This window comes from Streptomyces longisporus (genome assembly GCF_039532765.1).
Taxonomy (GTDB): domain Bacteria; phylum Actinomycetota; class Actinomycetes; order Streptomycetales; family Streptomycetaceae; genus Streptomyces; species Streptomyces longisporus.
In genome coordinates this window covers 107,983-127,807 of sequence record NZ_BAAASG010000002.1, presented here as the reverse complement: position 1 = coordinate 127,807, position 19,825 = coordinate 107,983, and the positions used below count along the sequence as shown (strand labels likewise).

Genomic DNA, 19,825 nt, shown 5'->3' with positions numbered 1-19,825 from the left:
GGGATGCGAGACCGGTCGGGTTTTCCTTGACGGCCCGCGGCGCCGACTGCCACGATCGACGGCATGAAGATGCGACTGGACCTCACGCGGCGACGCCATGTCGACCTCGCGCGCGTCTCCAGCGCCTCCTGTTGCGCCGCGGCCTGATCACCTCTCTGAATCCGCCGCCTTTTCCCTCTTCTCCGCCTGAATTCGCCGTGCCCCCGCACGGCTTGAATTCGGCGTGCCTGGAAACATTCCGCAACAGGAGTCACGCATGCCTGCCGCGCCCGTGAAATTCGCCTACTGGGTCCCCAACGTCAGCGGGGGACTCGTCACCAGCAAGATCGAGCAGCGCACCGACTGGGGATACGAGTACAACCGCGAACTCGCCGTCCTCGCCGAGAACAACGGCTTCGACTACGCCCTCAGCCAGGTCCGCTACATGGCCAGCTACGGCGCCGAGTACCAGCACGAGTCGACCAGCTTCAGCCTCGCCCTGCTCCTCGCCACCCAGCGCCTGAAGGTCATCGCGGCCGTCCACCCCGGCCTGTGGCACCCCGGGGTCCTGGCCAAGCTCGGTGCCACCGCCGATCATCTCTCGAACGGCCGCTTCGCCGTCAACGTCGTATCCGGCTGGTTCAAGGGTGAGTTCACCGCCCTCGGCGAGCCGTGGCTGGAGCACGACGAGCGCTACCGCCGCTCCGAGGAGTTCATCCGCGCCCTGCGCCAGATCTGGACCGAGGACCACACCGAACTCGCCGGTGACTTCTACCGGCTGCGCGACTTCTCCCTCAAGCCCAAACCGCTCAACACCGCCGAGCGCCCGCACCCGGAGATCTTCCAGGGCGGCAACTCCACGGCGGCCCGCGCCATGGCCGGCCGGGTCTCCGACTGGTACTTCTCCAACGGCAAGGACTTCGACGGGGTCACCGAGCAGATCGCCGACGTACGCAAGTCCGCCGCCGAAGTCGGCCGCCGGGCACCGAAGTTCGGCCTGAACGGCTTCCTCATCGCCCGTGACACGGAGGCCGAGGCCCGTGACACGCTCCGCGAGATCGTCGCCAAGGCGGACACCGAGGCCGTCGAGGGCTTCGGCGCCGCGGTGAAGCAGGCGGGACAGTCCACCGCCGACAAGAAGGGCATGTGGCAGGACTCCTCCTTCGAGGACCTGGTGCAGTACAACGACGGCTTCCGTACAGGGCTCATCGGCACTCCCGAGCAGATCGCGGAGCGCATCGTCGCCTACCGGAAGCTCGGCGTGGACCTCCTGCTCCTCGGCTTCCTGCACTACCACGAGGAGGTCGAGTACTTCGGCAAGCGGGTGCTGCCGCTCGTGCGTGAACTCGAGGCAGGGCTCCCGGACACGGAGCCCCAGTCCGTCCCCGTCCACGCCTGAGCGCCCCCACCGCGAAAGAGGTCATCAGCATGAGCACCGTCACGCCCGCCGACTGGACCACCCTCCCCACCCCGCGGACCGCCCAGGACTGGATCTCCCGCGCCGCCGAGGTCGCCGCCGTCCTCGCCACCGACGCCGTGGAGCGCGACCGCGCCGGAGCCACCCCGTACGCCGAGGTCCAGCTCCTGAAGGACGCCGGCCTCGTCACCCTGCTCGGCCCCACCGAGCACGGCGGCGCAGGCCAGGACTGGCCCACCGCCTACCGCGTCGTCCGCGAGGTCGCCAAGGCCGACGGCTCCATCGGCCAGCTCCTCGGCTACCACTACCTGTGGTTCTGGGCCGCCCGTCTGGTCGGCACCCGCGAGCAGTGGGAGCAGGTGGAGGCCGAGGCCAGCCGCGGCCGCTGGTTCTTCGGCGGAGCCGTCAACCCCCGCGACAAGGACGTCATCGTCACCGAGGACGGCGACGACCTCGTCTTCACCGGCCGCAAGTCCTTCTCCACCGGCAGCAAGGTCTCCGACGTCACCGTCCTCGAAGGCGTCCTGGAGGGCACGGACCACCACGTCTTCGCCATCGTGCCCTCCGACAGCGAGGGCCTGACCTTCCACGACGACTGGGACAACATCGGCCAGCGGCTCACCGAGAGCGGCGGCGTCACCCTCGACCGGGTGCGCACCCCCTGGTCCTCCGCGGCCGGCTACGTCGACAAACAGTTCCAGCCGCGCACGTACAACACGCTCAACGTCCCCACCATCCAGCTGGTCTTCGTCAACTTCTACCTGGGCATCGCGGGCGGCGCGCTGGAGACGGCGGCCACCTACACCCGCACCAAGTCCCGGTCCTGGCTGCACGGCGGCCACGAACGCGCGGTCGACGAGCCGTACGTCATCGACACCTATGGCGACCTCACCGCCAAGCTGTGGGCGGCCGAGGCGCTCGCCGACGCCGTCGCCGCCGAGGGGCAGAAGCTGCACGACGACCCGGACGCCGTCACGGAGCAGACCCGCGGCGACTTCGAGGTACGGGTGGCCGCCGTCAAGGCACGCGCCACCGACGTCGCCCTGGAGATCGCGAACCGTGTCTTCGAGGTCACCGGCGCCCGGTCCACCGCCACCTCCGAGGGCCTCGACCGGTTCTGGCGCAACATCCGCACCCACACCCTGCACGACCCCGTCGCCTACAAGCGGCGCGAGGTCGGCCGCTGGGTTCTCGAGGGCGAACTGCCCGAACCCACCTGGTACTCCTGACCCCTTCCCCAGGGCGCCCGCCGCGCGCGGGCGCCCCGCCTCCCCGCCACAGGAGGCCTCCCGCGCATCCCTGAAAGAGGACCCATGGCCACCGTCCTGTCCGTCTCCGGCAGCCCCTCCGCCTCCTCCCGCACCAACCGCCTGCTGCGTCACCTGGACAAGAGGCTGACCGCACAGGGCCACGAGGTGATCCCGCTCGACGTGCGCACCATCCCCGCCGAGGCCCTGCTCGGCGCGGACTTCAAGCACCCCGCCATCGTCGCGGCCACCGAACTGTTCGCGCAGGCCGACGGCGTCGTCGTCGGCACCCCCGTCTACAAGGCGTCGTACTCCGGGGTCCTCAAGGCGCTCCTCGACCTGCTCCCGCAGTACGCGCTGACCGGCAAGACCGTGCTGCCGCTGGCCACCGGCGGCTCGACCGCCCACGTCCTGGCCATCGACTACGCGCTGCGCCCGGTCCTGTCCTCCATGGGCGCCGGCCATATCGTGCAGGGCTGGTTCACCCTCGACAAGGACATCACCGTGCACGAGGACGGCCGGCTCACCGTGGCGCCGGGCGCCACCGAGGCCCTCGCCCAGGTCGTCGACCAGTTCTCCACGGCCCTGGGCCGCACCCGGCTGCTGGCCGCGGCGAGCTGAGCGCCGTGTCCGCCCATGTCATCGCCGACGACGCGGAAGCCCTCGCCGTCGCGGCCGCTCTGGCCGACGAGTTCCGCGCCGGTGCCCGCGCCCGGGACGCCGAACGCCGGCTCCCCCGCGAGGAGTTGGACCGGCTGTCCGCCTCCGGGCTGCTCGCGGTCACCGTCCCCGCCGAGCACGGCGGCGCGGACGTCAGCGCGCTCACCCTCGCCGAGATCTTCCGGCTGCTCGCCTCGGCCGACGGCAGCCTCGCCCAGATCCCGCAGAGCCACTTCGTCTACGTCAATGTGATCCGCCGTCAAGGCACCGAGCAGCAACGGAAGTTCTTCTTCGCCGAGCTGCTCGCGGGCCGCCGCTTCGGCAACGCCCAGTCCGAGGCGGGCACCAAACACGTCCAGGACATCCGCACCCGCCTCGAACCCCAGCCGGACGGCTCCTACCTCCTGACCGGTGTCAAGCACTACTCCACCGGGGCCCTCTTCGCGGACTGGATCCCGGTGCTGGCCCGCGCCGAGGACGACAACCTGCATGTCGCCTACGTGCCCCGGCAGGCCACCGGCCTGACGGTGATCGACGACTGGGACGGCATGGGGCAGCGCACGACCGCCAGCGGAACCGTGCGCCTGGACGGCGTCGAGGTGCCCGCCGACCGCGTGCTCCCGCACCACCTCACCTTCCAGGGGCCGCAACTGCACGGCGCCCTGGCCCAGTTGCTGCACGCGGCCATCGACGCAGGGATCGCGGCGGGAGCCCTCGCCGAAGCCGCCGAGTTCGTGCGCAACAAGAGCCGCCCCTGGTTCGAGAGCGGTGTCGACACCGCCGCCGAGGACCCGCTGCTCATCCAGCGGTTCGGCGAACTCGCCCTTCGGGTGCGGGCCTCGGAGGCCCTCCTGCGGGAGGCCGCCCGCGCGGTCGACGCGGCGCGCACCGACCTCACCGACGACACGGCGGCCGAGGCGTCCATCGCGGTCGCCGCGGCCAAGGTGCAGGCCGCGCAGACGGCGGTCGAGGTGGCGAGCGCCCTGTTCGAGGTGTCCGGCACCCGGGCGGCGCTCAACTCCCTGAATCTGCACCGGCACTGGCGTGACGCCCGCACCCACACCCTGCACGACCCGGCCCGCTGGAAGATCCAGCACATCGGCCGGTACGTCCTGAACGGCACCCGGCCCCCCCGCCACGGCCTCCTCTAGCGACACCAGCGACACCTCTGATCGGAGACCCCACGTGTCCCTCACCTTCCACTGGTTCCTGCCCACCAACGGCGACAGCCGGCACGTCGTCGGCGGCGGCCACGGCACCCCCGCCACCGCCTCCGGCCGGGACCGGCCGCCGACGGTGGCCTATCTGAGCCAGATCGCCAAGGCCGCCGAGGACCTGGGCTTCGTCGGCGCGCTCACCCCCACGGGCGCCTGGTGCGAGGACGCCTGGCTGACCACCGCGATGGTCAGCCGGCACACCGAACGCCTGAAGTTCCTGGTCGCCTTCCGTCCCGGCTTCGTCTCGCCGACGCTGGCCGCGCAGATGGCGTCCACCTTCCAACGGCAGAGCGGCGGACGGCTGCTCCTCAACGTCGTCACCGGCGGCGAGAGCCACGAGCAGCGGGCCTACGGCGACTTCCTGGACAAGGACGACCGCTACCGCCGTACCGGCGAATTCCTGGAGATCGTCCGGGCGTTGTGGGAGGGCAAGACCGTCGACCTGCACGGCGAGCACCTCCAGGTCGCGGACGCCAAACTCGCCCGGCTGCCCGACCCGGTCCCCGAGGTGTACTTCGGCGGGTCCTCGCCCATCGCCGGAGAGATCGCCGCCAAGTACGTCGACACCTATCTCACCTGGGGCGAGCCGCCCGCCCAGGTCGCCGAGAAGATCGCCTGGATCCGGGGGCTCGCCGCAAAGGAGGGCCGCACCCTGCGCTTCGGCATCCGGCTGCACGTCATCACCCGCGACACCTCCGAGCAGGCGTGGGCGGAGGCGAACCGGCTCCTCGACGGCTTCGACCCGCAGACCGTGCAGTCCGTCCAGGCCGGCCTCGCCCGCAGCGAGTCCCAGGGACAGCAGCGGATGCTCGCCCTGCACGGCGGCGGCAACCGCGACGGCCTGGAGATCCACCCCAACCTCTGGGCGGGCATCGGCCTGGTCCGCGGCGGCGCGGGCACCGCGCTGGTCGGCAGCCACGAGGAGGTCGCCGAGCGGATCAAGGAGTACGCGGCCCTGGGGATCGAGGAGTTCGTGCTCTCCGGCTACCCGCATCTGGAGGAGGCCTACTGGTTCGGCGAGGGCGTGCTGCCGCGCCTGGCCGCGCAGGGCGTGTGGCAGCACCCGTTCGCCCAGCCGGCCGCCCCCTCGGCACAGGTGCCGTTCGCGAGCTAGGCCCTCGTGCCGACCTTGCCGCCGAAGAAGACCTGCACCTGTCGCCGCCTCGTCGGGATGGTCGTCCTGCGGACCGGTGAAGGAGGAGTCCCTTCAAGATCAGGCCTCCTGGATCTCCGTGAGCGTGTCGAGATGCGCCCGCCGCACCACCGACGTCTGCCCCTGCACCAGCAGGAACATCCCCTCGCGGGCCAGTCGCTGGGCGGGATGGTGCACGTCCATCGTGCGGCCGCCACCGGCCACGACCGCCGCGGTCGTGGCCGCACGCATGAGGTCGTAGGACCGCGTCTTGAGCGCCAGCCGTTCCGCGACGCGCTCGTGCGGGACGGGGTGATCGGCCAGGTCGTAGGCCTGCCGCCGCACCTCGTCGAGGCGGCCGCGCAGCGCCCGGGCGGTCTGCGTCTCGCCGGCGGCCTCCAGCACGCGCAGCGCGGCGTACGCCACCCCGAAAACGGCCGGGGAGGCGTTCGTGCTCCGGGGCAGGTCGAGGAGGGCGAACTTCTCCTGCGGGGTGCGCAGCACCACGCTCTCCTCCGGTAGCCGGAGGCCGTCCAGCTCCAGCGAGACGGTACGGGCGGCGGTGAGCGCCGCCAGCTGCATCGGCTGCGAGGCGCGCAGCCCCGGCTGTTCGCGGGCGTCGGCGAAGGCGAAGACGATCTCGGCCGAGTCGGTCACGCCCGCGAGCAGCATCGCGTCGTTCAGCCCCCAGCCCGTGTACCAGGGCACCGTGCCGTCGAACCGCCAGCCGTCCCGCTCCGCCGTGGCCCGCACGGGCACCCGGGGGAAGGCACGCACATGGGCGTAGGCGATCCCGGCCAGCAGCTCACCGGAGGCCAGCGGACCCAACAGCCGTTCCCGCACCGGGAGTTCGGACCTTGCCAGCAGCCGTACGGGAGTGTGGTGCTGGGTCTGCACGAACCACGTCGAGCAGCACGCCCCGGCCAGGATCTCCTGAACCTCCCGCGCCACCGGGTCGGGGGCGCCCGCGCCGCCGTACTCGCGCGGCGCGCTCATACCCAGCAGCCCCGACCGCCGGACGGCCGCCATATGGCTCGCGGGCACCCCCTCCTGGTCGACGCGCGCCGCGTTGGGGGCGAGGAGGTCGTCGGCGAGAGACTGGGCGGTGGAGACGAGGGGGTGCGCTGCGGCGGTCATGCGGAAGATTCTCCCGATGTCGTCGTGCGCGGTGTCGATCCGGGGGTGTGCCGTTCGTGTAGGAGGTGAGAGAACGGCACCATGCCAAGGAGGACGTCATGCAGTACTACCTGCTCAGCGTGATCACACCGACCGACGGAACGCCGCCCGGGCCCGAGGCCATGGCGGAGATCGTCCGCAACCTCGACACCTTCCACGCGGAACTGCGCGAGGCCGGCGCCTGGGTCTTCGCCGGCGGGCTGCACGGCCCCGAGACGGCCACCGTGCTCCGGCCCCAGGGCGGCGACGTCCTGATCACCGACGGGCCGTACGCCGAGGGCAAGGAGTACCTGGGAGGCATCTGCCTGATCAAGGCCCCCGACCTGGACGCGGCCCTGGAATGGGGCAGGAAGGCGACTTGGGCGACCACTCTGCCCATCGAGGTGCGCCCGTTCATGCACCAGGTCGAGGAGTGATGTCCCCTTCCGTCGACGTCGAGGCCGTCTTCCGTGCGGAGTACGGCCGCGCTGTCGCCGTCCTCGTCCGCTTCCTCGGCGACATCGACCTCGCCGAGGAAGCGGTGCAGGACGCCTTTACGACGGCCGTGCAGCGCTGGCCGGAGACCGGCGTGCCGCCGAGCCCGGCCGGCTGGATCATCACCACCGCACGCAACCGCGCGATCGACCGGTTGCGCCGCGAGTCCTCCCGCGAGGCCCGCCACGCCGAGGCGGCCCTGCTGCACACCCCCGACGCACCGGCCGAGGAGGGCCCCGTGCGCGACGACCGGCTCCGTCTGATCTTCACCTGTTGCCACCCGGCGCTCGCCCCCCAGGCGCAGGTCGCCCTGACCCTGCGTCTGCTCGGCGGCCTCAGCACGCCGCAGATCGCACGCGCGTTCCTGGTGCCCGAGCCGACGATGGCCCAGCGCCTCGTCCGCGCCAAGGCGAAGATCCGCGACGCCCGCATCCCCTACCGCGTGCCCCGCGACGCCGACCTTCCCGACCGCCTGAAGGGCGTCCTGGCGGTCGTCTACCTGATCTTCAACGAGGGCTACGGCGGCAGCCCCGACCTGTGCGCGGAAGCCGTACGCCTCGGACGCCTCCTGTCCGAACTCATGCCGGACGAGCCCGAGGTCACCGGTCTGCTCGCGCTGATGCTCCTCGTCGACTCCCGTCGCCCCGCCCGGCTGGACGAGGACGGGGCGCTGGTACCGCTGCCGGAGCAGGACCGCGGCCGCTGGGACCGGAAGCTGATCACCGAGGGGCAGTCACTGGTCCGCCACTGCCTGCGCCGCAACCAGCCCGGCCCGTACCAGATCCAGGCCGCCATCCAGGCCGTCCACAGCGACGCCCCCACCGCCGACGCCACCGACTGGGGCCAGATCCGACAGCTGTACGACCAGCTTCTGGCCCTCGCGCCGAGCCCCGTCGTGGCCCTGAACCGAGCGGTCGCCGTCGCCGAGACCGAGGGACCCCGCCAAGCCCTGGATGCTGTCGAAGCGCTGGACCTCGACGGCTACCACGTCTTCCATGCCGTCCGCGCCGACCTGCTGCGCCGCCTGGGACGCGACACCGAGGCGGTACGTGCGTACGAGGCGGCCATCGCGCACTCGGAGAGCCAGGCGGAACGCACCTATCTGGAACGGCGGCGGCAGGAACTCGGCCGCACCTGATGTCCTCGCCCGCGCGGGACCCGGCTCGCCCGCACCTGACGCGCTCGTCGGCGTGTGACGGGTTCGCTGCGGAAAGTAGTCCTCGGACGCCGGGATTTATTTTGGTGTATGAAAGGTTGCCATATACACCTGACCCTGTCCGTTCCAGCAGCGAGGCACCGTGAACCACTCCACCCCCGAGCAGCCCGCCGACGTCGTGGCCCGGCTGCGCGCCACCTTCCGCACCGGCCGCACCAAGCCCGTCGAGTGGCGCACCGCCCAGCTGCGCCGACTGCGCGAACTGCTCGCGGACAACGGCCCCGACCTGGCCGCCGCCCTCCATGCCGACCTGGGCAAGAGCGCCACCGAGGCGCACCGCACCGAGATCGACTTCACGATCCGCGAGATCGACCACACCCTCGACCACCTCGCCGACTGGCTGCGCCCCGAAGCCGCCCCGGTCCCGGCCCACCTCGGCGCGGACGCGAGCGCCTGGACGCAGTACGACCCGCTCGGCGTCGTCCTCGTCATCGCCCCCTGGAACTACCCCGCCCAGCTCCTGCTCGCCCCGCTGGTCGGCGCACTCGCCGCGGGCAACGCCGTGGTCGCCAAGCCCAGCGAACTGGCCCCCGCCACCTCCGCCGCGCTCGCCCGCCTGCTGCCCGCCTACCTCGACACCGACGCGGTCGCCGTCGTCGAGGGGGGCATCCCGGAGACCACGGCCCTGCTGGCCGAGCGCTTCGACCACATCTTCTACACCGGCAACGGCGCCGTCGGCCGCATCGTCATGCGCGCCGCCGCCGAGCACCTCACCCCCGTCACCCTCGAACTCGGCGGCAAGTCCCCAGCGTTCGTCGACGGCGACACCGACCTCGGCGTCGTCGCCGACCGGCTGGCCCGCGGCAAGTTCCTCAACGCCGGGCAGACCTGTGTCGCCCCCGACTACGTCCTTACCGACCCGGCCACCGCCGCCGCCCTGGAGTCCGCGCTCACCCGTGCCGTCGAGGCGCTGTACGGCAGCGACCCGTCCGCATCCGCCGAATACGGCCGCATCGTCAACGAACGGCACTTCGACCGGCTCTCCGGCCTGCTCGACTCGGGCCGCGTCGTCGTCGGCGGCAGCAGCGACCGTACGACGAAGTACATCGCACCGACCGTGCTGGCCGACGTCGACCCCAAGTCGCCCGTCATGCAGGAAGAGATCTTCGGCCCGATCCTGCCGATCGTCACCGTGCCGGACCTGGACGCGGCGATCGACTTCATCAACGACCGCGACAAGCCCCTCGCCCTCTATGTCTTCTCCGAGTCCGAGGAGACCCGCGGCCGGATCGCCGCCGAGACGTCCTCCGGGGGTCTCGGCCACGGCCTTCCGCTGGCTCATCTCACCGTCTCGGACCTGCCGTTCCGCGGAGTGGGCGAGAGCGGCATGGGCAGCTATCACGGCCGCTACTCGATCGAGACGTTCAGTCACCGCAAGGCGGTGCTGCACAAGCCGCTGAGCTGAATCCGGCGAGAAGAACGCCCGGCCGTGCTGACGCGGCCGGGCTTCTTTCGCCCCGCAATATCGGGCGCTGCTTATATAAGTGGTGGCTGATATGGTGGCCGTATGCACGCCTTCGATGTGCTCGGGGACCCGGTGCGCCGGCGGATCCTGGAGCTGCTGGCCGGTGGGGAGATGACCTCGGGAGCGCTCTGCGAGGTCATCGGGGAGGAGTTCGGGATCTCGCAGCCCGGTGTGTCGCAGCATCTGAAGGTGCTGCGGGAGAACGGGTTCGCGACTGTCCGACCCGAAGGAACCCGGCGGCTGTACGCGGTCAACGCCGAGCCGTTGCAGGACATAGACGCGTGGCTCGACCGGTTCCGCCGCTTCTGGACCCCGCATCTGGACGCCCTGGCCACCGAGCTGGCGCGCGGCAAACGCGCACGCCGACTCCGGGATGCCGAAGAGACCCCCGAGGAGCACCGATGACCGACGTGACCCATGACATCAGCGACGTGCGCCGACAGGTCGGCCGACGCACCTTCAAGGCGGGCGAGGCACGCGTGGTGACCGTGACCCGGACCTATGACGCCCCGCTCGACGACGTGTGGGACGCCTGTACGAACCCTGAGCGCATCCCCCGCTGGCTCCTGCCCGTGGCGGGAGAACTGCGACTGGGGGGCCGCTATCAGCTCGAAGGCAATGCGGGCGGTGTGATCGAGCGCTGCGACCCGCCCAACAGCTTCTCCGCGACCTGGGAGTACGGCGGCGAGGTCAGCTGGATCGAGCTCCATCTGACCCCCGAGGAGGGCGGCACACGCTTCCGACTGGAGCACATCGCCCATGTCGACGACACGAAGTGGGCGGAGTTCGGCCCGGGCGCCGTCGGCGTGGGATGGGACCTGATGGTCCGGGGGCTCTCCCTGCACCTGGCGAGCGGTGGCGCGGCCGTCGACCCGAAGAAATTCATGGCCTGGATGGGCTCGGAGGAGGGCCGTCGCTTCATGACGTCCAGCAGCGAAGCCTGGTACGCGGCGAACGTCGACGGCGGCGAGGACGAGAAAACGGCGCGTGAGGCCGCGGACCGGACCACGGCGGCCTACACGGGTGCGGGGGAGGGCGGCGACCCGGGCGAAGAGGGCGCCAGCTGACCGCCTCTCCTGGTTGACCGCTGCCCTCAACTTCGCACACGTATCCGCAAAGTCCCCGCGTCGGGGCGCCCCGCGTGTGCGAGACTCCGCCGATGACCTCCCAAACGATCACCGCGGATGCCGCGGGCACGTGGAAACTCGGTGACCTGTCCGTCAATCGCATCGGCTTCGGAGCGATGCGGCTGACGGGCAGTGCCGCCTTCCATCACGGGATACCCAGCGACCGCGGGCGCTCGATCGCCGTGCTGCACCAGGCGATCGAGCTCGGCGTGAACCACATCGACACCGCGGCCTTCTACTTCTCCCGGCTGCGGTCCGCCAACGAGATCATCAACAGCGCGCTGGCCCCGTACCCGGACGACCTCGTCATCACCACGAAGGTCGGCCCCTACCGCGACTACTGGGGCGAGTGGGGTACTCCGGCCCGCCCCGACCAGTTGCGCGGTCATGTGGAGGAGAACCTGCGCCAGCTCGGCCGGGACCACCTCGACGTCGTCAACTTCCGGCGCACCGAGCAGGACTCGATCGCCGAGCACTTCGGCGCGCTGGCCGAGCTGCGCGAGGCGGGACTCATCCGGCACCTGGGCATCTCCGGCGTGGAGCCCCGCCACCTTGCCGAGGCGCAGGCCATCGCGCCGGTGGTGTGCGTGCAGAACCGGTACGGGCTCGAGCGCCACGACCCCGCCACCGACGAAGTCCTGCGCCTCTGCGGCGAACAGGGCATCGCCTTCGTGCCGTTCTTCGCCGTCGCCGGTTCGGGCGGGGAGAGGGGCGCGAGCACCGCTCACGACGAGGAAGTGCTCGCCGTCGCCCGCGCCCACGCCGCGAGCCCCAGCCAGGTCCGCATCGCCTGGACGCTGCACCAGGGCCCGCACGTCCTGGCCATCCCCGGCACCGGCAACCCCGACCACCTGGCCGAGAACGTGGCCGCAGGAGCGCTCCGCCTCACCGCCGACGAGCTGGAGCGACTCAACGCCTTGCACAGCAAGGCCGACTGAGGCCGAGGGGGCCCTCGGCGAGGGTCCCTCCTCCGCCGTGCCAAGTCGTCTCAGACCGCCCACACGCCGTCCCGCATCAGATGCCGCCCGGGCAGCTCATGCCCTCCTCGCCAGGCCTGCACGGCACGCGGCCGCACCCGGAAGAAGGCGTACGACGCGCTGTCGTTGCGCGGATCCCACCCCGTCTTCGCCACGAACGCGTCGGCCGCCGCGGCCGGCACGCCCTGCCCGGTGAACGTCTCCACGTCGCCGTCGACGAGCACCACGTCCTGCGTGTCGCCGAAGGCCAGCCGGGTGCGCCCGCCGTCGCGCAGATTGCGGCCCGTGGGGTTGGTGGCCCGGGTGGACATCCAGACCGACTCCCCGTCCCAGGCGAACCACAGCGCCACCAGGCACGGCAGCCCGCCCTCGTCGGCGGTGGCGACCCAGATGTCCGACTCGCGCGCCAGTCGGGCCAGTACGTCCTGCTTGCGCTGCCCGGCGCTGCGGGGCGGCTCGGTGATCTTCATGCCCGTGACGCTACCGGCGCGTCCCGCATCGCACCTCGGGCCGCAGCCCTAAGTCCGTAGGCCTCCTTCTCTCCTGGAACCGAACCCGCGCACCACCCGCCCCGCCGCCACCTTCTGCAGCAGCCCGTACGCCAGCACCGGCAGCAGGATGTGCGGACGGTCGGGCAGCGTCGTCGTGATGAGCACGGCACTGGCGCTGCTGTTGTTCATCCCGCAGGCCAGCGTCACGGACGCGCCGGCTCTCGCATCCAGCCGCAGGGCGTGGGCGGCGACCCGCCCGAGCGCGAAGGACAGCCCGCACACCGTCGCCGCGACGACCAGCGCGCCGGCCAGCAGCGCCGGGCGCGGATGACGCAGGAACGGCCCCAGCACGCCGCTGGCGTTCACATACGTCAGCAGCAGGGATGCCGGAAGAGCCACGGCGACGGCGGCGCCGACGAGCCCCTCCGAGGACCTCCTGGGCAGGAGCAACCGGCACAGCAGACCCGCGCCGCAGGGCAGCACGACCGAGGTGAGCGCGAACGCGTGCCCGGCGGTCTGCGCCGCGTCGGCCAGCCGGCCCGCGTACTCGCCGCGCAGCAACGGGCACAGCGCCGCCAGGGTCAAAGGCACGGTCAGCGGGCTGACCAGCGTGGAGGCGAGGACCAGTCCGACGGCCGTCGGCTGGTCGCCGTCCCCCTTGGCGGTCCACACCGTCGCCCCGGCCGCCACCGGCATCGAGACGATCAGGATCATCGCGGCGACCATGCCGCTGCCGCCGTCCTGGTCGGGGGAGTGCCGCAGCGCGAACGCGACCCCGGGGACGATCAACAACGGCGCCACCACATGCAGCACGAGCCCGGCGACCAGCGCGGCCGGGCGCCTCAGCAGCAGCCGCAGCTCACGCAGCGGCACCTGGAGGCCGGCGCTGAACAGCACGAGGGCGAGTAGTAACTGCGGTGTCTGCAGGGAGAGTTCAGCGAGACCGGGGATCCCGATCGGGTGCGGGTGCCGCAGCCACAGGCCGGGAGCGGGCAGCAGCGCCGCGGCCGCGTAGGCCAGGACGATCGCCGCGCCGAGATGGCGCCGGAGCAGGGCGAACGTGCGAGGTGGCCGGGGCGGTCGCGGCTGGTGGTCGGCGGTGGTCTTCGCGGGTCGAAGGCTCATGGCGGCGCTCTTCCGTCGTGGGGCTGGGGCGGAGAAGGAGCGCCGGTATCGCGAAGCGGCCCACCGGGGTGCTCGCGTGCGGGTGTGCGCGGGGCCCTGTGGTCATGGTGGGCTGCCCCTTTCGTGTGGTCGGTGCGGGCGCGACAGCATGCCGCGGCCGATTGACTACAGCCATGTAGACGGTCTACTGAACTGTAGACGACCGCGGTGACAGAGGCGGACTGGCGTCCCTTGGGTTTTACGTATAACCTCACCCGTCAACCACCCTCCGACCTCGCGAAAGGCCCCGATGAGACGCATCGCCCTGGTCGCCCTCGTCGTCGACGACTATGACGAGGCGATCCGCTTCTACACCGAGGCCCTCGGCTTCCGGCTCGTCGAGGACACCCCCCGCCCGGACGGCTCCCGCTGGGTCGTCGTCCAGCCCGGCGCCGAGGCCGGGGGCACCGCCCTGCTGCTGGCCCGTGCCAAGGACGAGGCGCAGCGCGCCCGGGTCGGGGACCAGACCGGCGGGCGCGTCGGCTTCTTCCTGCACACCGACGACTTCACCCGCGACCACGCCCGCATGCTCGCCGTCGGCGTGACCTTCCTGGAGGAGCCGCGCCACGAGCCCTACGGTTCGGTCGCCGTCTTCCAGGACCTGTACGGCAACCGCTGGGACCTGCTCCAGCCCGCCGGCTGACGACCCTCCGCCCCAACACTTCGAACCACCGCTCAAGGAAAGACCCGCCATGACTGCAACGCGCGTAGACGCCGAAGTGATCCGCCGCCTGCCCAAGGCCGTCCTGCACGACCACCTCGACGGCGGTCTGCGCCCCGCGACCGTGGTGGAGCTCGCGGCCGAGGTGGGCCACGCCCTGCCCACCACCGACCCGGACGAGCTGGCCGCCTGGTACGTCGAGGCCGCCGACTCCGGTGACCTGGTGCGCTACATCGCCACCTTCGAGCACACTCTCGCCGTCATGCAGACCCGTGAGGGCCTGCTGCGCGTCGCCGAGGAGTACGTCCTCGACCTGGCCGCGGACGGGGTCGTGTACGGCGAGGTGCGCTACGCCCCCGAGCTGAACACCCGTGGCGGGCTGACGATGGCCGAGGTCGTCGAGACCGTCCAGGAGGGGCTCGCCGCGGGCATGGCCAAGGCCGCTGCCGCCGGCACCCCGGTTCGCGTGGGCACCCTGCTGTGCGGCATGCGGATGTTCGACCGGGTCCGGGAGGCCGCCGACCTCGCGGTGGCCTTCCGCGACGCGGGCGTGGTCGGTTTCGACATCGCCGGTGCCGAGGACGGCTTCCCGGCCGCCGACCACCTGGACGCCTTCGAGCATCTGCGCCGCGAGAGCGTGCCCTTCACCATCCATGCCGGCGAGGCGTTCGGCCTGCCCAGCATCCACCAGGCGCTGCAGGTGTGCGGCGCCCAGCGACTCGGCCACGGCGTGCGCCTGACCGAGGACATCGTCGACGGCAAGCTGGGCCGGCTGGCGGGCTGGGTCCGGGATCGACGGATCGCCCTGGAGATGTGTCCCACCTCCAACCTGCAGACCGGGTGCGCCACGTCGATCGCCGAGCACCCGATCACGGCCCTGAAGGACCTCGGCTTCCGCGTCACCCTCAACACCGACAACCGTCTGGTGTCGGGCACCACCATGACCCGTGAGATGGCGCTGCTGGTGGAGCAGGCGGGCTGGACGGTCGAGGACCTGCGCACGGTCACGGTCAACGCGCTCAAGAGCGCATTCATCCCGTTCGACGAGCGCAAGGCCCTCATCGAGGACGTCGTCCTGCCGGGCTACGAAGCCGCGCTCTGAATCAGCCCCCGTACATAGGCGGCCTGTCCGATGTGCTGAAGGTCGTCGGACAGGACGCTCACCAGCCGCACGCCCAGGGTGACCGGCGGATCCCAGTTCTCGTCGACGATGCGCTCGAGGTCCTTGGCGGCCAGTTCGCGCAGGGCGGCGAGGGACTGCTCGTGCACGGCGTCGTAGTAGCCGGTCAGCAGGTCGCCCGAGTCGACCTGCACCTTGGCCACCTTGGCGGAACTGTGGCCGTAGCCCGTGTCGCGGCGCGGGAGGTCCAGTCCGAAGCGCTTCTCCCAGTCCTGGGCGAGCCAGACCTGGTCGAGCCCGAAGGCGTCGGCCACATGGTCGTCCTGGACCCGGGTGAGGTGCCAGACGAGCCAGGCGATGGAATTGCCGGCCTTGGAGGGGCGGGCGTTCAGGTCGTCGGGGCCGAGGCCCTCGACGGCTGCGTGGACTTCTTCCTGGATGCGGTTGAACCCGTCGATGAGGATGTCCTTGGCATGCATGCATCCACCATCGCGCATTACGGCCCGTCGTGCGTGCCCTGCTCCAGAAGCGCCATCAGCGCCCGGGCCGCGGGACTGGTCGCCTGCGGCGGCGGGAGCAGGGCCACCGTCTCGTAGACCGCCTCGCCGGTGCCCTTCACCGGCAGCGCGGTGAGCGCCTCCCGCTTGTGCCGGAAGTGCCGCGGCACGACCGCGATGCCGAGGTTCTCGTCGACCAGGTCCAGCAGGCTGTGCACGTCGTTCACCTCCAGCGCCACGGTGCGCCGTACGCCCGCCGCCGCGAACGCCGTGTCGGTGGTGCGGCGCGGCCCCCAGTCCGGGTGGAAGTCCACGAACACCTCCTCGCCGAGCTCCTCCGGCGTGACCGCCGCGCCGCCCGTCGCCAGACGGTGGGTGGGATGGCACAGCACCGTCATCGGCTCACCGGTCAGCGACACCGAGCGCAGCTGGTCGGTGTCCGCCTGCGTCCGGTAGGCGAAGGCCAGGTCCAGGCGCCCGGCCGCGACCTCCTCCGCCAGCGCGCCCGAGCCGGCCTGCCGCAGCCGTATCTCCACATCCGGATGCAGCCGCCGGAACGCGGCGAGCAGCCCCGCCACATGCACCCCCGCGATGCACTGCTCGGTGCCCAGCGCGAGCGTGCCGCGCAGCACGCCCTGCACGGCGGCGACCGCCTCGTGCGCGGACCGCACCTGCGCCAGGATCCGCTCCGCCTCACCGAGCAGCGCCCGCCCCGCCTCCGTGAGCGTGACCCTGCGGGTGGTCCGTACGAACAACGGGGTCTGCAACTCCCGCTCCAGCGCCCGGATCGAGGCCGACAGCCCCGACTGGGACACCATCAGCCGTTCTGCCGCCCGGGTGAAATGCTGGTCCTCGGCGACCGCGACAAAGTGCTGGAGATGGCGCAGTTCCATAATTGAGAAGCCTATCCGCTCAATCCCATCGCATTCTCCTGTTGGACCACTGCTCGCAGGTCGCGAAAGATATGGGGTGCCGGCTTCCCTCACCTTCCGGGAACCGGGAAACCGTGTGCCAACCCCTCTGGAGACGCGTTGTACACCGCACACCCCGACCGTTACGCGGACCTGCCCTACCGGCGCACCGGACGCAGCGGCCTCAAGCTCCCCGCGATCTCGCTCGGCCTGTGGCACAACTTCGGTCCCGACCGTCCGGTCGAGACCCAGCGGGCCATCCTGCGCCGCGCCTTCGACCTCGGCGTCACCCATTTCGACCTGGCCAACAACTACGGCCCGCCGCCCGGTGCGGCCGAGTCGGCTCTCGGTGAGTTCCTGAAGGCGGACTTCGCCGCGCACCGCGACGAGCTGGTCATCTCCACCAAGGCCGGCTACCTGATGTGGCCCGGCCCGTACGGCGAGTGGGGCTCCCGCAAGTACCTGCTGTCCTCGCTCGACCAGAGCCTTGCGCGGATGGGTCTGGACTACGTCGACATCTTCTACTCGCACCGCCCCGACCCGGAGACTCCCCTGGAGGAGACGATGGGCGCCCTGCACTCGGCGGTCCAGCAGGGCAAGGCGCTGTATGTCGGCATCTCCAACTACTCGGCGGAGCAGACCCGCGAGGCCGCCCGCATCCTCGGTGAGCTGGGCACTCCACTGCTGATCCACCAGCCGCGCTACTCCATGCTGGACCGTCGGCCCGAGCAGGAGGGCCTCCTGGACGCCCTGGACGAGCTGCAGGTCGGCTCCATCGTCTTCTCCCCGCTGGAGCAGGGCCTGCTCTCCTCCCGCTACCTCGACGGCATCCCGGAGGGCTCGCGGGCGGCGAGCGACAGCCCCTTCCTCAACTCGGACGCGGTCACCGCGGACCTGGTCGGCAAGCTGCGCGCCCTCGACGAGATCGCCAAGGGCCGCGGCCAGACCCTCGCCCAGCTGGCCCTGGCCTGGGTGCTGCGCGGCGGCCGGGTGACCTCCGCGCTGGTCGGTGCGAGCAGCGCGCAGCAGATCGAGGACAGCGTCGCGGCCACCCGCAACCTGGACTTCGAGGCCGAAGAACTGGCCCGCATCGACGCGATCATCCAGTCGTAGGGCCGTCGCCGTCCTCCCGGAGCCGGGCCGCCGTCGCTGGGAGGGCGGCCCGCTGCCGTACGGCACGGCCCATGTGGCTGTCCGCCGCGGCTCGGGCAGCGCCTCGACTGCTCGGCCCGGCGATGTGCGCTCATGCACGGCGACCGTGCCGCACCCGCTGCACTGGCGCATGCGCCTGACAGCCCGCCGGTGCCTTCCACAACGCCTTCGACCACCCGGCCGGCGCTGTGCTCGGTGCCACCGGGAGGACGTCAGGAGCTGAGCCGCTCCTCCAGGTGCACGGTGACCCGGTCGCCCTCGCCCTTCCCGATGGCCTTGCGGAGCTCGGCCCTCACCGGCAGTTTGTGCGTGCCGTCGCCCAAGGCCATGAAGGAGCTGCGGAAGGGGTGCCCGTCGATGGTGCCGCGGACCTTGACGAGTCCGCGGGTGCCGAAGAACTCGACGCTCTTCGGCCAGACGAGATAGGTCCAGCCGCCGTCGCTCGGGCTCTTGTGCAGGACGGCGGTGAACTCCTCGTCCAGCTCGGTGGTCGTGGTCATGATCGCTCCTCCGCTCGCGGTGGTCGCCTACCGAAGAGACCGCCGCGAGCGCGGAAACTCATCGCGCGGCTCAGGCCCCGGCGGGCACCCGGTCCAGGAAACCGAGCACCGAGCGGATACGGCCGTCCGCGTCCAGCGTGATCACGTCGAACCCGGCCACCGGCGCCGAGCCGTCGGCCTCGCTCACCAGCTCCCAGGAGAAACGCGCCGTGTCGTGGTGGCCGTCCACGGCGCCGGTGAGCCGGAAGGCGAAACCCGGGAACTGGCCGTGCGCCGCGGTGATCAGGGCCGCGATCTCCTCGTGGCCGCTGACGGCGGCAAGCGGGTCGGTGTAGGTGCCGTCCGTCGCCCAGGCGGCGGCGACCGCCTTCGCCAGTGCCTCCGGGTCGCCCGCGTTCCAGGCCTCGAAGTAGCGGGCGACGGCGTTCTCGTGACGGTCGGTGTTCGCGGACATGGGAAATCAGCCTCCATCGAGGTCGTAGCTGCTGGTCAGGACCCGGAGTCGCGGTTGCGGCGACCCGGTACGACCACCATGCCCGGCCCGCGCGGGACCGTCGATTACCCCTCGGGTAATGGAGCACTCGCTGGGTTTCGGCCAACTGCCCCTGTGAATATGCCAGGAGACTGGCCGGAAAGTCGTGGTGACAGTGGTTCAGTAGTGAACATACTCGACAGTCAAGGGACTTCACGGCGAGCGAAGACGCCATCACGCACAGCACATGAGCCGCACCGAAAGCGAGGCCGGCCGAGAGGCGAGCGAGCAGCGGGGGAGCGAACGTGCACGACGAGTTCTTATGCCATGTCACGGCTTACGGGACCTGCGGAGGCGAGCGTATCGGTGTGCCTTTGGGCACGTACCGGGCTCCCACGCTCGCCCTCGCCCTGTGGTGGCTGCGCGACCGCGCCAACTGGATCGCCGACCGTCTCGATCCCCAGCCGGAGGCGGAGCACTTCCCGCCGAGCTCGCTCGTCCCCGTCGCCGACACCGTGCCCGACGTACCGGCCGTACTGCGCTCGTGGTGCGCCAATCTCGCCCAACAGGAGCTGGTCGCCGACGAGTTGGCCGCGGGGCACCTGGTGCGGATCGCGACCAGTGACGAGACCACCGAGTACGAGTTGCTGGCCGAGTCCGTCGACGCCCTGCGGATGCAGCGGACCATCCCGGCGCTCGTCCTGCCCGTCGGCTGAGCGCCTGCGGCACCCGCCACACCGGGCGCACATGTGGACGAATCGGTAGAATTC

Annotated in this window: 23 protein-coding genes; 16 read left to right on the top strand and 7 right to left on the bottom strand. The window is 71.3% G+C overall.

Annotated features, from left to right (window positions below):
- The first annotated feature begins 63 nt into the window (after positions 1-63).
- The 6 genes from ABD355_RS44565 to ABD355_RS02150 all read left to right on the top strand — a co-directional run bounded on the left by ABD355_RS44565 (position 64) and on the right by ABD355_RS02150 (position 5,634).
- On the top strand, positions 64-147 hold the full coding sequence (locus ABD355_RS44565) for a putative leader peptide (protein WP_350760414.1): 84 nt from the start codon (positions 64-66) through the stop codon (positions 145-147).
- Between the two features lie 109 nt (positions 148-256).
- Positions 257-1,378 (top strand): dimethylsulfone monooxygenase SfnG, encoded by a 1,122-nt coding sequence (sfnG, locus tag ABD355_RS02170; RefSeq protein WP_344398267.1) that lies wholly within the window; start codon positions 257-259, stop codon positions 1,376-1,378.
- Positions 1,379-1,407: 29 nt separating this feature from the next.
- Positions 1,408-2,625: an acyl-CoA dehydrogenase family protein gene (locus ABD355_RS02165; protein ID WP_344398266.1), complete on the top strand. Its 1,218-nt coding sequence runs from the start codon at positions 1,408-1,410 to the stop codon at positions 2,623-2,625.
- An 84-nt stretch (positions 2,626-2,709) separates the two neighbouring features.
- Positions 2,710-3,264 carry an NADPH-dependent FMN reductase gene (gene ssuE / locus ABD355_RS02160; RefSeq protein WP_344398265.1) on the top strand — a complete coding sequence of 185 codons (555 nt, stop codon included), beginning with the start codon at positions 2,710-2,712 and terminating at the stop codon, positions 3,262-3,264.
- Between the two features lie 5 nt (positions 3,265-3,269).
- A complete protein-coding gene (locus tag ABD355_RS02155; RefSeq protein ID WP_344398264.1) occupies positions 3,270-4,454 on the top strand; it encodes an SfnB family sulfur acquisition oxidoreductase in 1,185 nt (394 codons plus the stop codon).
- 34 nt (positions 4,455-4,488) lie between these two features.
- Positions 4,489-5,634, top strand: coding sequence for an LLM class flavin-dependent oxidoreductase (locus ABD355_RS02150; protein ID WP_344398263.1), 1,146 nt, complete (start codon positions 4,489-4,491; stop codon positions 5,632-5,634).
- Between the two features lie 99 nt (positions 5,635-5,733).
- On the opposite strand, the gene ABD355_RS02145 is transcribed toward ABD355_RS02150, so the two are convergent.
- Positions 5,734-6,789 carry an acyl-CoA dehydrogenase family protein gene (locus ABD355_RS02145; protein WP_344398262.1) on the bottom strand — a complete coding sequence of 352 codons (1,056 nt, stop codon included), beginning with the start codon at positions 6,787-6,789 and terminating at the stop codon, positions 5,734-5,736.
- 98 nt (positions 6,790-6,887) lie between these two features.
- Between ABD355_RS02145 and ABD355_RS02140 the strand changes: the two genes are divergently transcribed.
- The 6 genes from ABD355_RS02140 to ABD355_RS02115 all read left to right on the top strand — a co-directional run bounded on the left by ABD355_RS02140 (position 6,888) and on the right by ABD355_RS02115 (position 12,048).
- On the top strand, positions 6,888-7,244 hold the full coding sequence (locus ABD355_RS02140; RefSeq protein WP_344398261.1) for a YciI family protein: 357 nt from the start codon (positions 6,888-6,890) through the stop codon (positions 7,242-7,244).
- Entirely contained in the window at positions 7,244-8,440 is a 1,197-nt protein-coding gene (locus ABD355_RS02135; protein ID WP_344398260.1) for an RNA polymerase sigma factor, read from the top strand. Before ABD355_RS02140 ends, ABD355_RS02135 begins: the two co-directional genes overlap by 1 nt.
- 160 nt (positions 8,441-8,600) lie before the next feature.
- Positions 8,601-9,923, top strand: coding sequence for an aldehyde dehydrogenase family protein (locus ABD355_RS02130; protein ID WP_344398259.1), 1,323 nt, complete (start codon positions 8,601-8,603; stop codon positions 9,921-9,923).
- Between the two features lie 102 nt (positions 9,924-10,025).
- The gene (locus ABD355_RS02125) at positions 10,026-10,388 is read left to right on the top strand and encodes an ArsR/SmtB family transcription factor (protein WP_344398258.1); all 363 of its coding nucleotides are present in this window, start codon (positions 10,026-10,028) and stop codon (positions 10,386-10,388) included.
- Positions 10,385-11,050 (top strand): SRPBCC family protein, encoded by a 666-nt coding sequence (locus ABD355_RS02120; RefSeq protein ID WP_344398257.1) that lies wholly within the window; start codon positions 10,385-10,387, stop codon positions 11,048-11,050. Before ABD355_RS02125 ends, ABD355_RS02120 begins: the two co-directional genes overlap by 4 nt.
- Before the next feature lie 92 nt (positions 11,051-11,142).
- Positions 11,143-12,048 carry an aldo/keto reductase gene (locus ABD355_RS02115; protein ID WP_344398256.1) on the top strand — a complete coding sequence of 302 codons (906 nt, stop codon included), beginning with the start codon at positions 11,143-11,145 and terminating at the stop codon, positions 12,046-12,048.
- Positions 12,049-12,098: 50 nt separating this feature from the next.
- On the opposite strand, the gene ABD355_RS02110 is transcribed toward ABD355_RS02115, so the two are convergent.
- Both ABD355_RS02110 and ABD355_RS02105 read right to left on the bottom strand, forming a co-directional pair.
- Positions 12,099-12,557, bottom strand: coding sequence for a pyridoxamine 5'-phosphate oxidase family protein (locus ABD355_RS02110; protein ID WP_344398255.1), 459 nt, complete (start codon positions 12,555-12,557; stop codon positions 12,099-12,101).
- 48 nt (positions 12,558-12,605) lie between these two features.
- Positions 12,606-13,703, bottom strand: a complete 1,098-nt coding sequence (locus tag ABD355_RS02105) for a bile acid:sodium symporter family protein (protein WP_344398254.1) — start codon at positions 13,701-13,703, stop codon at positions 12,606-12,608.
- A 289-nt stretch (positions 13,704-13,992) separates the two neighbouring features.
- On the opposite strand from ABD355_RS02105, the gene ABD355_RS02100 reads away from it, so the two are divergent.
- Both ABD355_RS02100 and ABD355_RS02095 read left to right on the top strand, forming a co-directional pair.
- On the top strand, positions 13,993-14,385 hold the full coding sequence (locus tag ABD355_RS02100) for a VOC family protein (RefSeq protein ID WP_344398253.1): 393 nt from the start codon (positions 13,993-13,995) through the stop codon (positions 14,383-14,385).
- Between the two features lie 49 nt (positions 14,386-14,434).
- The gene (locus tag ABD355_RS02095; RefSeq protein ID WP_344398252.1) at positions 14,435-15,505 is read left to right on the top strand and encodes an adenosine deaminase; all 1,071 of its coding nucleotides are present in this window, start codon (positions 14,435-14,437) and stop codon (positions 15,503-15,505) included.
- On the opposite strand, the gene ABD355_RS02090 is transcribed toward ABD355_RS02095, so the two are convergent.
- Both ABD355_RS02090 and ABD355_RS02085 read right to left on the bottom strand, forming a co-directional pair.
- Positions 15,487-16,002 (bottom strand): mycothiol transferase, encoded by a 516-nt coding sequence (locus ABD355_RS02090; RefSeq protein WP_344398250.1) that lies wholly within the window; start codon positions 16,000-16,002, stop codon positions 15,487-15,489. The two genes, ABD355_RS02095 and ABD355_RS02090, sit on opposite strands and share 19 nt — an antisense overlap.
- 17 nt (positions 16,003-16,019) lie before the next feature.
- Positions 16,020-16,913: a LysR family transcriptional regulator gene (locus ABD355_RS02085; RefSeq protein WP_344398249.1), complete on the bottom strand. Its 894-nt coding sequence runs from the start codon at positions 16,911-16,913 to the stop codon at positions 16,020-16,022.
- A 138-nt stretch (positions 16,914-17,051) separates the two neighbouring features.
- On the opposite strand from ABD355_RS02085, the gene mgrA reads away from it, so the two are divergent.
- A complete protein-coding gene (mgrA, locus tag ABD355_RS02080) occupies positions 17,052-18,044 on the top strand; it encodes an L-glyceraldehyde 3-phosphate reductase (RefSeq protein WP_344398248.1) in 993 nt (330 codons plus the stop codon).
- Between the two features lie 251 nt (positions 18,045-18,295).
- Here the strand turns inward: mgrA and ABD355_RS02075 are convergent, their stop codons facing one another.
- Entirely contained in the window at positions 18,296-18,583 is a 288-nt protein-coding gene (locus tag ABD355_RS02075; protein WP_344398247.1) for a DUF1905 domain-containing protein, read from the bottom strand.
- 70 nt (positions 18,584-18,653) lie between these two features.
- A complete protein-coding gene (locus ABD355_RS02070) occupies positions 18,654-19,037 on the bottom strand; it encodes a nuclear transport factor 2 family protein (RefSeq protein ID WP_344398245.1) in 384 nt (127 codons plus the stop codon).
- 323 nt (positions 19,038-19,360) lie between these two features.
- Between ABD355_RS02070 and ABD355_RS02065 the strand changes: the two genes are divergently transcribed.
- Positions 19,361-19,771 carry a hypothetical protein gene (locus tag ABD355_RS02065; RefSeq protein WP_344398244.1) on the top strand — a complete coding sequence of 137 codons (411 nt, stop codon included), beginning with the start codon at positions 19,361-19,363 and terminating at the stop codon, positions 19,769-19,771.
- Positions 19,772-19,825 lie beyond the last annotated feature (54 nt).

What these genes read in the sequence shown, in the direction of transcription:
- ABD355_RS44565 (WP_350760414.1), top strand. Translation starts at nt 64, where the DNA reads ATGAAGATGCGACTGGACCTCACGCGGCGACGCCATGTCGACCTCGCG.
- sfnG (WP_344398267.1), top strand. Translation starts at nt 257, where the DNA reads ATGCCTGCCGCGCCCGTGAAATTCGCCTACTGGGTCCCCAACGTCAGC.
- ABD355_RS02165 (WP_344398266.1), top strand. Translation starts at nt 1,408, where the DNA reads ATGAGCACCGTCACGCCCGCCGACTGGACCACCCTCCCCACCCCGCGG.
- ssuE (WP_344398265.1), top strand. Translation starts at nt 2,710, where the DNA reads ATGGCCACCGTCCTGTCCGTCTCCGGCAGCCCCTCCGCCTCCTCCCGC.
- ABD355_RS02145 (WP_344398262.1), bottom strand. Translation starts at nt 6,789, where the DNA reads ATGACCGCCGCAGCGCACCCCCTCGTCTCCACCGCCCAGTCTCTCGCC.
- ABD355_RS02140 (WP_344398261.1), top strand. Translation starts at nt 6,888, where the DNA reads ATGCAGTACTACCTGCTCAGCGTGATCACACCGACCGACGGAACGCCG.
- ABD355_RS02135 (WP_344398260.1), top strand. Translation starts at nt 7,244, where the DNA reads ATGTCCCCTTCCGTCGACGTCGAGGCCGTCTTCCGTGCGGAGTACGGC.
- ABD355_RS02125 (WP_344398258.1), top strand. Translation starts at nt 10,026, where the DNA reads ATGCACGCCTTCGATGTGCTCGGGGACCCGGTGCGCCGGCGGATCCTG.
- ABD355_RS02120 (WP_344398257.1), top strand. Translation starts at nt 10,385, where the DNA reads ATGACCGACGTGACCCATGACATCAGCGACGTGCGCCGACAGGTCGGC.
- ABD355_RS02115 (WP_344398256.1), top strand. Translation starts at nt 11,143, where the DNA reads ATGACCTCCCAAACGATCACCGCGGATGCCGCGGGCACGTGGAAACTC.
- ABD355_RS02110 (WP_344398255.1), bottom strand. Translation starts at nt 12,557, where the DNA reads ATGAAGATCACCGAGCCGCCCCGCAGCGCCGGGCAGCGCAAGCAGGAC.
- ABD355_RS02105 (WP_344398254.1), bottom strand. Translation starts at nt 13,703, where the DNA reads ATGAGCCTTCGACCCGCGAAGACCACCGCCGACCACCAGCCGCGACCG.
- ABD355_RS02100 (WP_344398253.1), top strand. Translation starts at nt 13,993, where the DNA reads ATGAGACGCATCGCCCTGGTCGCCCTCGTCGTCGACGACTATGACGAG.
- ABD355_RS02095 (WP_344398252.1), top strand. Translation starts at nt 14,435, where the DNA reads ATGACTGCAACGCGCGTAGACGCCGAAGTGATCCGCCGCCTGCCCAAG.
- ABD355_RS02090 (WP_344398250.1), bottom strand. Translation starts at nt 16,002, where the DNA reads ATGCATGCCAAGGACATCCTCATCGACGGGTTCAACCGCATCCAGGAA.
- ABD355_RS02085 (WP_344398249.1), bottom strand. Translation starts at nt 16,913, where the DNA reads ATGGAACTGCGCCATCTCCAGCACTTTGTCGCGGTCGCCGAGGACCAG.
- ABD355_RS02075 (WP_344398247.1), bottom strand. Translation starts at nt 18,583, where the DNA reads ATGACCACGACCACCGAGCTGGACGAGGAGTTCACCGCCGTCCTGCAC.
- ABD355_RS02070 (WP_344398245.1), bottom strand. Translation starts at nt 19,037, where the DNA reads ATGTCCGCGAACACCGACCGTCACGAGAACGCCGTCGCCCGCTACTTC.